At 70.8% G+C, this 11649-nt stretch carries 10 protein-coding genes; 7 read left to right on the top strand and 3 right to left on the bottom strand.

The genetic code is table 11. The annotated features are described in order from the left end of the window. Together KBX53_RS09355 and KBX53_RS09350 are read left to right on the top strand one after the other, a co-directional pair. The coding region (locus KBX53_RS09355; protein WP_210858675.1) for a glycoside hydrolase family 15 protein at positions 1–966 on the top strand (966 nt) is incomplete at its 5' end. Positions 967–1204: 238 nt separating this feature from the next. Beyond that, positions 1205–2572 carry a pectate lyase gene (locus tag KBX53_RS09350; RefSeq protein WP_210858673.1) on the top strand — a complete coding sequence of 456 codons (1368 nt, stop codon included), beginning with the start codon at positions 1205–1207 and terminating at the stop codon, positions 2570–2572. A gap of 42 nt (positions 2573–2614) precedes the next feature. Here the strand turns inward: KBX53_RS09350 and KBX53_RS09345 are convergent, their stop codons facing one another. Both KBX53_RS09345 and KBX53_RS09340 read right to left on the bottom strand, forming a co-directional pair. Then, the gene (locus tag KBX53_RS09345; protein WP_210858670.1) at positions 2615–3805 is read right to left on the bottom strand and encodes a threonine synthase; all 1191 of its coding nucleotides are present in this window, start codon (positions 3803–3805) and stop codon (positions 2615–2617) included. A 13-nt stretch (positions 3806–3818) separates the two neighbouring features. Next, complete coding sequence (locus tag KBX53_RS09340; RefSeq protein WP_210858668.1) at positions 3819–4859, bottom strand: DNA polymerase ligase N-terminal domain-containing protein; 1041 nt, start codon at positions 4857–4859, stop codon at positions 3819–3821. A gap of 94 nt (positions 4860–4953) precedes the next feature. Between KBX53_RS09340 and KBX53_RS09335 the strand changes: the two genes are divergently transcribed. The 3 genes from KBX53_RS09335 to KBX53_RS09325 all read left to right on the top strand — a co-directional run bounded on the left by KBX53_RS09335 (position 4954) and on the right by KBX53_RS09325 (position 6985). After that, positions 4954–5742, top strand: a complete 789-nt coding sequence (locus tag KBX53_RS09335; RefSeq protein ID WP_210858666.1) for an aldo/keto reductase — start codon at positions 4954–4956, stop codon at positions 5740–5742. Positions 5743–5867: 125 nt separating this feature from the next. Then, positions 5868–6020: a hypothetical protein gene (locus tag KBX53_RS09330; protein ID WP_167337296.1), complete on the top strand. Its 153-nt coding sequence runs from the start codon at positions 5868–5870 to the stop codon at positions 6018–6020. Continuing rightward, on the top strand, positions 6020–6985 hold the full coding sequence (locus KBX53_RS09325) for an N-acetylmuramoyl-L-alanine amidase (RefSeq protein ID WP_030331295.1): 966 nt from the start codon (positions 6020–6022) through the stop codon (positions 6983–6985). The genes KBX53_RS09330 and KBX53_RS09325 overlap by 1 nt, the downstream gene beginning before the upstream one ends. 60 nt (positions 6986–7045) lie before the next feature. On the opposite strand, the gene KBX53_RS09320 is transcribed toward KBX53_RS09325, so the two are convergent. Then, complete coding sequence (locus KBX53_RS09320) at positions 7046–8170, bottom strand: cellulose binding domain-containing protein (protein WP_030331290.1); 1125 nt, start codon at positions 8168–8170, stop codon at positions 7046–7048. 298 nt (positions 8171–8468) lie between these two features. Here KBX53_RS09320 and KBX53_RS09315 point away from each other — a divergent pair, with 298 nt between their 5' ends. Both KBX53_RS09315 and ctaD read left to right on the top strand, forming a co-directional pair. Then, positions 8469–9575: an FAD-dependent monooxygenase gene (locus KBX53_RS09315; RefSeq protein ID WP_210858664.1), complete on the top strand. Its 1107-nt coding sequence runs from the start codon at positions 8469–8471 to the stop codon at positions 9573–9575. 130 nt (positions 9576–9705) lie between these two features. After that, on the top strand, positions 9706–11463 hold the full coding sequence (gene ctaD / locus KBX53_RS09310; RefSeq protein ID WP_210858662.1) for a cytochrome c oxidase subunit I: 1758 nt from the start codon (positions 9706–9708) through the stop codon (positions 11461–11463). Positions 11464–11649: the final 186 nt, after the last annotated feature.

Here is an 11649-nt window from a genome sequence, read left to right as displayed (position 1 = left end):
CTGCGGGACTTCTCGTTGACGATGCGGGCGCTCTGGGTGGCGGCCTGCCCCGAGGAGACGTCCCGGCTCTTCGCCTGGGCGACCCGCTCGATCGGCCGGTTCGGCGACGAACCCGTGCCGGTGCTCTTCGGGCTGGAGGGCGAGCGCGACCTTTCCGAGCACCACTGCGACCACCTGCGCGGCTACCGGGACAGCCGGCCGGTGCGGATCGGCAACGACGCCTGGCGGCAGCGTCAGCTCGACGTGCCGGGCGAGGTGATATCGGCGGTGTGGCGGCTGCGCGACTACCTCGGTGCGAACTTCGAGGTCGAGTTGCGGGAGATGGTGCTCGGGTTGACCGAGCAGGTGGCAGCGACGTGGCACCTGCCGGACCGGGGCATCTGGGAGACCCGCGACGACGAGCGCCACTACCTCTCGTCCAAGGTGTCCTGCTGGCTGACCATGGACCGGGCGGTGGGGCTCGCCGACCGGCTCGGTGATCAGGCCGACCCCCGTCGCTGGGCCAACGTGCGTGACGAGATCCGCGAGACCGTGCTGCGCGAGGGGTGGAACGAACGGATCGGGGCGTTCACCGGCGCGTTCGGGTCGGCGGAGTTGGACGCCTCGGTGCTCGCCCTGCCGGTCACGCACTTCCTGCCGGCCACCGACCCACGGATGCGCTCGACGATCGCGATGGTCGAGCGCGAGCTGGGCACCGAGGCCGGTCTGCTGCGACGCTGGACGGCCGACCCGGCCGGCTTCCTGCTGTGTTCGTTCTGGCTGGTGGAGTGCCTGGTGATGACGGGCGAGCAGCAGCGGGCCGAGGCGCTCTTCGAGCGGGTCGTCGGGTACGCCAACGACGTGGGGCTGTTCAGCGAGCAGATCGACCTGGCCACCGGGATGCAGCTGGGCAACATGCCGCAGGCGCTCTCGCACATCGGGCTGATCAACGCGGCCTGGCGGATCACCGAGCCGGAGAGCTACTGATCCGTCGAATCCTGCAACAGACCTGCAAGCGCCAGGCATTGACGTTGATGGTTGGACAGTCCTAGCCTCGAAAATGCGGGAAAGCCCTTTCCCACGGCTTTGATCCCGCTTCACCCCGCTTCGGATCCGGGCGTCCGACGGGGCCACACCGATCCCGTTCAGTGCCGCACGCCGCGCCGACGCGTCTCGGGCCCGACGGGCACAGGGATCACCACCACATGCGTCAAGGAGGACACCTGTGCAGCAAAGACGACTCTCCGGCCGCCGACCACTACTGCTGGCGGTGGGTGCCGGGGTGACCGTGGCGGCCCTCGCCGCCGGCATGACCTCGGCCTTCGCGGCCACCATCCTCAGCGACGACTTCACCGACGGCGACACCTCCGGCTGGTCCAAGTCCGGTGGCACCTGGGCGGTGGACGGCTCGGGGGTGCTCAACCAGTCCAACGCCGGCAGTGAGCTGGCGCGCCAGTTCGCCGGCCAGACCAGCTGGACCAACTACTCCGTGCAGGCCCGGGTCAGGCCGGCGAGCTTCGGCTCGTCCAGCGCCCTGGTCGGGCTCGCCGCCCGCTCCTCCAGCAGCACCAAGATGTACCGGCTGGCCCTGCTCGGCTCCGGCCGCGCCGAACTCCAGGCGGTCAACGGCAGCTCCGTCACGGCGATCGGCTCCGCCTCGCTCGGCGTCGGCACCGGCACCTGGTACACCCTGCGCATCGAGACCAGCGGCAGCACCATCCGCGGGTTCGTCAACGGCACCCAGATCGCCTCCGGCAGCAACAGCCTGGTCGGCGCGGGCCGGATCGGCCTGGTCACCGCGTACGCCAGCGGTGGCTTCGACGACGTGCTGGTCGACTCGTCCGGCGGTGGCACCCCGACCACGCCACCGCCGACCACCACCCCGCCGCCGACCACTCCGCCACCCACCACCACCCCGCCGCCGGCCGGCTGGCCGACGCCCACCGCCAGCCAGAAGGTGGACGCGACCATCCCGGTGTCCGGCACCTTCGACGGCGGGCTCAAGCGTTACTACGGCATCGGTGACGGCGGGCAGAGCGAGAGCCAGGACCCGATGTTCGAGTTGGCCGCCGGGGCCACCCTGCGCAACGTGATCATCGGCGCGCCGGCTGGTGACGGTGTGCACTGCGAGGGCAACTGCACCCTGATCAACGTCTGGTGGGAGGACGTCGGCGAGGACGCGGCGACCTTCCGCGGCGGCACCACGTACACCGTCGACGGCGGTGGCGCCCGCTCCGCCAGCGACAAGGTCTTCCAACACAACGGGTCGGGCACCGTCTACATCAAGAACTTCCGGGTGGAGAACGCCGGGAAGCTCTACCGGGCCTGCGGCAACTGCTCCACGTCGTACCAGCGGCACGTGGTGATCGACAACGTGATCGTCCGGAACACCGACGCGATCGCCGGCATCAACACCAACTGGGGCGACACCGCCCGGTTCACCCGGATCACCATCGTCGGCGACCCGGACCGGGAGACCTCGATCTGCGTGAAGTACAAGGGCGTGCCGAAGGGCAGCGAGCCGACCGAGATCGGCGAGGGCGCCGACGGCGTCAACTGCCTCTACTCACCATCGGACATCACCTACCAGTAGGCACCGTGCGTCGGCACCCCGCGGTCCGCGGGGTGCCGGCTCTCACGCCAGCACGGGTACGCCGGACACGTCGACAGTGTCCGGATACTTCAGCCCGGCGCCGGTGTTGAGCACCACCACCCGTTCGCCGGCCCGGATCCACCCGCCGGCGCGCAGCTGCCGCGCCGCCGTCAGGCAGGCCGCACCCTCGGGGCAGAGCAGCAGCCCCTCCCGACCGGCGAACTCCCGCAGGTCGGCCAGGATGTCCGCGTCGTCGACGGCGACGGCCGTGCCGGACGACTCCCGCAGCGCCGCCAGGATCAGCTCGTCGCCCAGCGGGGCCGGCACCGTGATGCCGAACGCCACGGTGTGCGCGTCCGCCCACGGCTGCGCCCGATTCTCGCCGGCGGCGAACGCCCGCACGATCGGCGCGCAGCCGGTGGACTGCACGGCCACCAGCCGGGGCAGCTTGTCACCGACCCAGCCCAGCTCGCGCAGCTCGTGCAGCGCCTTGTGGATGCCGATCAGGCCGACACCGCCGCCCGTCGGGTAGATGATCACGTCCGGCACCTGCCAGCCGAGCTGCTCGACGATCTCGTACCCCATCGTCTTCTTGCCCTCCAGCCGGTAGGGCTCGCGCAGCGTGCCGGCGTCGAAGATCGCCCCGTTCGACTCCGCGATCAGCTCGGCCACCCGCCGGCCGGCGTCGCCGATCAGCCCGTCGATCAGGCGCAGGTCGGCCCCGGCGGCGACGCACTCGCGCCGGCAGATACTCGGCGCGCTCAACGGCATGACGATCGTCGCGCCCATCCCGGCCCGCGCGGCGTAGGTGGCCCAGGCCGACCCGGCGTTGCCGTTGGTGGGCATCGCGACCCGCTCGACGCCCAGCTCACGGGCCCGGCTCACGCCGACCGCGGCACCCCGGGCCTTGAACGAGCCGGTCGGGATCAGCCCCTCGTCCTTGACCATCAGGTCCGCGATGCCGATCTCGGTGCCGTACGCCGGAGTGCGCAGCAGTGGCGTCCAACCCTCGCCCAGCGTGGTGACGTGCCGGGGATCGGCTACCGGCAGCAGCTCCCGGTAGCGCCACAGATCGGCCGGGCGCAGCGGAAAGCGTTCCGGGGTGACCGCCTTCGCCACGGCTGGCAGGTCGTAGCGGGCGAGCAGCGGCGACCCGCAGTCGCAGAGGTTCTGTAACCGGTCGGCGGCGTGCTCCTTGCCGCACCGCGGGCAGTCCAGGTGGGTCAGGTACACGTCGCTCCTCGCGTCAGACCGCGTCGATGCCCAGCCAGCGTCGGCTGCGCCGCCCCGGCTCGTAGACCGAGTCCAGCCGTTTGGCGACCACGCCCGGCAGGCCCTGTTCCTGCCCGGCACGCAGGGCCTCGTCGCCCGCGCCCGGGAACCACGGCGGAGTCTGCCAGTGCGCACCGGCCAAGGCCAGCCCATCGAGCAGCTCCCGGCGTTGCGCGTACGGCACGTCGACGCTGCTCACGCCCTCCAGCCAGAGCAGGTCGACGATCAGGTACTGGGCGTCGGCGGGGACCCGGCTGCCGGTGCTCGGACGCACCGGACGCACCCGGCCGGCACCGTCGATGCGCACCAGCACACCGTCGAGCACCGCCTCGGTGGGGGCGAGCGCCTCGGCCATCGCGCGCAGCCACTGATATCCGCCGGTGATGTCCTCGTCGGTCTCGGAGAGCAGCCGCAGCCGGCCGCCGGAGACGTACGCCATCGCCCGGACGCCGTCCCAGCGCAGCTCGTACCCCCAGGCGGCGCTGTCGCGGGGGAGCCCGGCGGCGGGCGTGGCGTGCATCGGCCGGACCAGATCCGGCATCGTTGTCCAGCCGGGTGGCGCGGGGTCGGTGCGGCGGACCATCCAGTCCCGCCCGCCGGTGGCGAACAGCACGTAGCGCCCGGCGGTCCGGTCACCGGCGAGGGTCACGATCACCTCGTCGTCGCGCCACTTCTCGCAGTGGTAGGTGCCCCGGTCGTGGATCAGCATCCGGCCCCCGCCGTACTTACCGGCGGGGATCTCGCCGGCGAAGTCGAGGTACTCCATCGGGTGATCCTCGGTGTGCACGGCGAGGTGGTTGCGACCCGGATCGCGTGGCAGCCCGCGTGGCACCGCCCAGGACGCGAGCACCCCGTCGTGCTCCAGGCGCAGGTCCCAGTGCAGGCTGCGGGCGTGGTGCTGCTGGATGACGAAGCGGGCGGCGTCGGGGCCGGCCGACGGCGGGCCCTGCGGCACCGGCTCGGGTGTGCGGGCCGCGTCCCGCCGTCGCCGGTACTCCCGCAGCCGGTCGGTCACACCCGCATTCTCCGGCAAAACCGACCGGTGCGCTGGACGCCCCAGTGTCCGGTTCACTCGGCGGTCGGGGGCGCGGCGGGGTAGAACGGACCTCATGGACCTCACCGACCAGCCCACCGCCCTGCTCCCCGGTGACGTGCGGATGCCCCTGCTCGGCTTCGGCACCTGGCAGGCCACCGGCCAGGCCGGGTACGACGCCGTGCTGGCGGCGCTCGACACCGGCTACCGGCACCTCGACACCGCCACCGTGTACGGCAACGAGCGGGAGGTCGGCCGTGCGGTGCGCGAGAGCGGGCTGCGCCGGGAGGACGTCTTCATCACCACCAAGCTGCCGCCCAACCAGGTGGGCCGGGAGCGGCAGACGCTGGAGGCCAGCCTGGAGGCGCTCGGCGTCGACCACCTGGACCTCTGGCTGATCCACTGGCCGCCGAGGTCGCCGGCCGTCAGCATCCCGCTCTGGCGGGAGCTGATCGCCGCCCGGGACGAGAATCTCACCCGGGCCATCGGCGTCAGCAACTACAGCACCGCTCAGATCGACGAGCTGATCCAGTCCACCGAGGAGAACCCGGCGGTCAACCAGATCGAGTGGAGCCCCGCGCTGTACGACCGGCAGCGGCACGCCGAGCACCGGGACCGGGGTGTGGTGCTGGAGGGGTACAGCCCGTTCAAGACCAGTGACCTCAGTGACCCGGTGCTGGTCAGGATCGCCGCCGCGCACGGCGTCTCGCCCGCGCAGGTGGTGCTGCGCTGGCACATCGACCACGAGATCGTGGCGATTCCGAAGTCGGTGACCCCGGAGCGGATCACCGCCAACTTCGACGTCTTCCACTTCTCGCTGACGGCGGAGGAGATGCGCGACATCGACGCGCTCGGCGAGGGCTGATCGGCGGATTCCTTCAGCGGGTGACCCGCTGATGAAGGGTATCGACATCGACGTACGTGACGGTATAGCGTGCCCGTCATCACGTTCGTCGATCCGTTCGTGCCCGCCGTCGCTGGAGGATCGCCATGACCCGATCACCATCCGTCCGTCTGCGCCGCCGTGGGGTGCTGGGCATCCCCGCCCTGCTGGTCGCCGCGCTGACCGTCGTCGCCCGACCCGCCCCGGCCAGCGCCGCGCCGAAGGCCGAGTGCCTCGCCGACCTGCTCGCGGACGCCTGATGGCGACGATCCCCTGGCTGGTGGACGTGCTGCGGGCCGCCGGGGTCCAGGTCGTCGTCGAGGGCGACTGGCTCAACCGGATGCGCCCCGGCTCCTTCGACCCGATCGGAGTGCTCTGGCACCACACCGCCTCGACCTCGAGCGCCAGCAACCCGCACCCGGCCCTCGGCATCTGCATCAACGGCCGCTCCGACCTGCCGGGGCCGCTGTGCCAGGCGCTCGTCGACTACAACGGCGTCTTCCACGTCATCTCCGCCGGCCGCTGCAACCACGCCGGGGTCAGCGGCGGCAGTGGACCGATCCCGTCCGGGGACGGCAACACCCTGATGATCGGGTGGGAGATCGACTACAACGGCGTCAACCAGGAGATGACGGCCGCGCAGTACAACGCGTCGGTCGCCGCCACCGCCGCCGTGCTCACCCGCCTCGGCCGGGACAGCAGCTACGCCCGGGGCCACCGGGAAACCAGCACCACCGGCAAGATCGACCCGTCCTTCATCGACCTGAACGTCATGCGCGCCGACGTGGCGGCGAAGATGGCCGGCGGCGGCACGACCTGGTCCGCAACCGTGGACAACACCACCAGCGGTCGGTTCACCGCCAGCGCCAACTGGGGCGTGTCGTCGTACTCCAGTCAGCGCTACGGGGCCGACTACCGCTACGCCGAACCGGTCGCCGCCAGCGATGTCGCCTGGTACCGGTTCAACGTCCCGGCCGCCGGCAACTACCGGGTCGAGGCCTGGTGGCCGGCGAACTCGGGCTACAACAGCGCCGCCCCGTACATCGTCGCCACCAGCAGCGGCAACCAGACCGTCCGGGTCGACCAACGGGCCACCGGCGGGCAGTGGCGCGCCCTCGGCACGTTCGCCCTGCCGGCGGGCGACGCCAACCGGGTCGGTGTGAGCCGGTGGAGCAGCTCCAGCGGCCTGGTCATCGCCGACGCGGTACGCCTCACCCGGGTCTGACAGCGCCGGATCTCGTGCGCGGTGGGGGCGCGACGGACGGTCACGCCCCCAGCCGTCAGGTCAGTTGCGGGAGCAGGTTGCCCCGTTGAGCGAGAAGCTGCTCGGCGACGAGTACGACCCGTTCACCGTCCCCTGGTAGCCGAAGCTGGCAGTGCCCCCGGGTGCGATGGACCCGTTGTGGCTCACGTTCCGGGCGGTCACCGCGGACCCGCTCTGACTCACCGTGGCGTTCCAGGCGTTGGTGACGGTCTGCCCGCTGGGCAGGTTGTAGTTCATCGTCCAGCCGTTGATCGCGCTGGACCCGGTGTTGGTGATCTGCACGTCGGCGGTGAAGCCGTTGTTCCACGAGTTCGCCGTGTACTTCACCGCGCAGCTCGCGCCACCGCCCGGCGGCGGCGTGGTCGGCGGCGGGTTGGTGGGGTTGCCGCCGCCGTTGACGTTGGCCGAGAACGACGTCACGGCCAGGCCGACGCCGCCCTGCCACGGCTCGAAGCCGGCCTGGATGCTGGTCAGATACCAGGAGTTGGTGATCGCGCCCCGGTTGCGGGTGTCGTTGATGAAGTCCAGCACGCTGAAGTTCAGGCTGGAGATCGCCGACTGCGCGACGTACGAGATGACGTTGTTGGAGCCGTTGCTGCCCCGCCAGACCTCCCAGGTGCGGCCGGCCAGGTTCGTCGTGCCGACCACCGAGCCGATGGGCTGGATCGGGCCCTGCCGGTTGAGCCAGATCATGATCTCCATCTGGTTCACCCCGTCCCGCTTCGGCGACGGGTCCAGCCAGATGTCGTACGACGCGTTGTAGGTGGCGCCGCTGACGTAGCGGTAGGAGATGCTGCTGGTGGCGCTGCTGATCTGGCTCACCTGGATCGGCAGGTTCGTGCCGGGGGAGCAGTTGGTGTAGTGGCAACCGAAGAACACCGAGGGGTACGCGGTGGGCGCGCCGTTGGTCGGGCTGCTGCCGTTCAGGGTGGTGATCTCGAAGCCGCTGCTGGTGACGTTGATGCACTGCTGGGCGGTGGTGCCCCAGCGGTTGTTCTGCACGACGTAGCGGCCCTGGATGGTGGTCGAGCCGTACTGTTCGCAGATCAGGGTGTCGGCGGAGGCGGTGCCGCCGAAGGTCACGGCCACCAGGGAACTGGCGACCAGCAACCCGGCGACGGCCAGGGCCCGAAGTTGACGTTTCATGACGCTCCTTGACTCGGCGCGTGCCGGGCGCCGGATGTGGTGGGGCAGTGCGGGAGCGCTCCCACGCTCAACGACACATTTACATGTCTGAAACTGACGCGCAACCGTCGGGGTTGAACTGGCAAATTGTGAGGATTGCCATCCCCGCCTTACGGCCGGCGACGGCCGGCCGGCCAAACGGCACGGGTCGCCGACGAGCGGCGGGGTGCGGGCCGATTGGGCCTGGTGTGCGCCGATCGCTCCGAGTAGCGTGTTGCCTCCAACGCGTGCCGCTCCCCCTCCGGAGGCGTACACCACCATGGGTGGCTCCCCCCTGCGCATCCTCGTCGTCGGCGCGGGCATCGCCGGCCTGTCCGTAGCCCGGGCGCTGCGCCTGGCGGGCTTCCGGCCCGACGTCACCGACAAGCTGCCACCGGGGGAGTCCACCGAGACCGGTCTCTACCTGCCCGGCAACGCCGCCCGCGCACTGCACCGGCTCGACCTGCACGACCCGGTCCGGCCGGTCGGGCAGGTGATCCACCGGCAGCGGTTCTTCGACGCCGCGGGCGCGCAACTCTGCGAGGTCGACCTCGACGCCCTCTGGGCCGGCGTCGGCGAGTGCCGGGCACTACCCCGCGCCGACCTGCACCGGGTGCTGCTCAGCGGTGCCGGCGGCGCGGTCCGGCACGGCGCCGAGGTCCGCACCCTGGACCTGCTCCCCGGTGCCGTCGGCGTCACCTTCACCGACGGCACCACCACCGAGTACGACCTGGTCATCGGCGCCGACGGGCCACGGTCCTCGGTCCGCGCGCTGGCCGCCCTCGGTGGGCCGCCGCGCCCGGTCGGGCAGGTGGTCTACCGGGCCGTCGCGCAGGACGGCCCACCGGTCACCGAGTGGACCGCACTGCTCGGCCAGCGCTCCGGGTTCCTGATGGTGCCGATCGGCGCCGGGCGACTGCACCTCTACGCCGACGAGGCCGGCACCGAGGAACCCGCCGACCCCCTCGCGCGGCTGCGGGACCTCTTCGCCGACTACCGCGGCCCGGTGCCCGAGGTGCTGGCGGCGCTCGACGAGGTGCACGTCGGGATCACCGACGAGGTGGAGCTGGGCCGTTGGCACCGGGGGCGCGTGCTGCTGGTCGGCGACGCGGCGCACGCCACCGCCCCGACGCTGTCGCAGGGCGCGGCCATGGCGTTGGAGGACGCCGTGGTGCTGGCCGAGTCGCTGCGCGCCGCCAACAGCGTGGAGGCGGCGCTGGTGGCGTACGAGAGCCGTCGCCGCCCGCGTACCCGATGGGTGGCCGACCGGACCCGGGACCGCAACCGGACCAGGGACGTGCCGCCGGCGCTGCGCGACCCGCTGCTGCGCGGACGCGGCGACCGGATCTTCGGGGAGCACTACCGGCTCCTGCTCGGCCCGCTGTAGGCCCGTTGTAGATCGTGTCACGCCACCCCACGCGGCGCTGCGACCTGCCGGGGACTATCCTCCTTGCGGATGACGGCCCGCCGATAACCAGCGTGTGCCGAGCGGGACAACCGAGAACCGGAGGCCACTCGTGACCACCGTCGCACCCAAGCCGGTCGTGACCCGGCCCTGGCCGGTCCGGGAGCCGGTCAAGGGGTCGGCCATCGCGCGGCTGCTGCGAACCACGGACGCGAAGCAAATCGGGATCATGTACATGGTCACCGCGTTCGTGTTCTTCATGATCGGCGGCCTGATGGCGCTGATCATGCGGGCTGAGCTGGCCCGGCCAGGGCTGCAGTTCCTGTCGCCCGAGCAGTACAACCAGCTCTTCACCATGCACGGCACGATCATGTTGCTGTTCTTCGCGACGCCGATCGTGTTCGCCTTCGCCAACTACATCGTGCCGATCCAGATCGGCGCGCCCGACGTCTCCTTCCCCCGGCTGAACAGCTTCGCCTACTGGCTGTACCTGTTCGGCGGGACGATGGCGACGGCCGGGTTCATCACCCCGGGTGGCGCCGCCGACTTCGGTTGGTTCGCGTACGCGCCGCTGAGCAGCGTCGAGCACTCGCCCGGCGTCGGCGCCAACATGTGGATCATGGGTCTGGCCATCTCCGGTCTGGGCACCATCCTCGGCGCCGTGAACATGATCACCACGGTGCTGACCCTGCGCGCGCCCGGCATGACCATGTTCCGGATGCCGATCTTCACGTGGAACATCCTGGTCACCAGCCTTCTGGTGATCCTGGTCTTCCCGCTGCTGGCCGCCGCGCTCTTCGCGCTCGCCGCGGACCGCATCCTCGGCGCGCACGTGTACGACCCCGCAACCGGTGGGCCAATGCTCTGGCAGCACCTGTTCTGGTTCTTCGGGCACCCCGAGGTCTACATCGTGGCGCTGCCGTTCTTCGGCATCATCAGCGAGGTCATCCCGGTCTTCTCCCGCAAGCCGATCTTCGGCTACAAGGGTCTGGTCGCCGCGACCGTCGCGATCGCCGCGCTCTCCATGAGCGTCTGGGCGCACCACATGTTCGCCACCGGCCAGGTGCTGCTGCCGTTCTTCAGCTTCCTGAGCTACCTGATCGCCGTGCCGACCGGTATGAAGTTCTTCAACTGGATCGGCACCATGTGGCGGGGCCAGATCAGCTTCGAGACGCCCATGCTCTGGGCGGTCGGCTTCCTTGTCACGTTCCTCTTCGGTGGTCTCACCGGTGTGCTGCTGGCCAGCCCGCCGATCGACTTCCACGTGTCGGACTCGTACTTCGTGGTGGCGCACTTCCACTACGTGCTCTTCGGCACCATCGTGTTCGCCGTCTTCGCCGGCATCTACTTCTGGTTCCCGAAGATGTTCGGCCGGATGCTCGACGAGCGCCTGGGCAAGGTGCACTTCTGGCTCACCATGATCGGGTTCCACACCACGTTCCTGGTGCAGCACTGGCTCGGCAACGAGGGCATGCCCCGCCGCTACGCCGACTACCTGCCCAGCGACGGCTTCACCACGCTGAACATGATCTCCACGATCGGCGCGTTCATCACCGGTATCTCCACGCTGCCGTTCATCTACAACTGCTGGAAGTCGTACAAGACCGGCCCGGTGGTCGAGGTGAACGACCCCTGGGGTCACGGCAACTCGCTGGAGTGGGCGACCAGCAGCCCGCCGCCGCTGCGCAACTTCGACCGCATGCCGCGCATCCGCTCCGAGCGGCCGGCGTTCGACGCGAAGTTCCCCGAGCTGGCCGCCGGCCAGAGCGTGGCCGGCCCGCCGGAGGGTGGCGCCAAGCCGCTCCCCTGCGAGGCCGTCGGTGGCGCGAGCTACCGCGAGGACACCGCCAGCGACATCGATCGGCACTGACGCTCAACCGAAGCAGTACGACGGGCGCCGCCTCCGGGACACCGGGAGCGGCGCCCGTCGCCATGTCCAGCCGCTGTCACTCTCGCGTCTCGCCTCGTTCCAGCCGCTCCACGCCGCTTACCGGCGGCTGCCTTCCGTAGCGTCTGCAGGGCCTGGGCTCGGTGTCGGCTCAGTCCGGCCCGGCCC

The organism is Micromonospora sp. M51 (assembly GCF_018070305.1).
Classification (GTDB): Bacteria; Actinomycetota; Actinomycetes; order Mycobacteriales; family Micromonosporaceae; genus Micromonospora; species Micromonospora parva.
The sequence above is the reverse complement of the archived record's forward strand: the minus strand, read 5'-3'. Positions and strand labels throughout refer to the sequence as shown.

What these genes read in the sequence shown, in the direction of transcription:
- KBX53_RS09320 (WP_030331290.1), bottom strand. Translation starts at nt 8,170, where the DNA reads ATGAAACGTCAACTTCGGGCCCTGGCCGTCGCCGGGTTGCTGGTCGCC.
- KBX53_RS09335 (WP_210858666.1), top strand. Translation starts at nt 4,954, where the DNA reads ATGGACCTCACCGACCAGCCCACCGCCCTGCTCCCCGGTGACGTGCGG.
- KBX53_RS09325 (WP_030331295.1), top strand. Translation starts at nt 6,020, where the DNA reads ATGGCGACGATCCCCTGGCTGGTGGACGTGCTGCGGGCCGCCGGGGTC.
- KBX53_RS09330 (WP_167337296.1), top strand. Translation starts at nt 5,868, where the DNA reads ATGACCCGATCACCATCCGTCCGTCTGCGCCGCCGTGGGGTGCTGGGC.
- KBX53_RS09315 (WP_210858664.1), top strand. Translation starts at nt 8,469, where the DNA reads ATGGGTGGCTCCCCCCTGCGCATCCTCGTCGTCGGCGCGGGCATCGCC.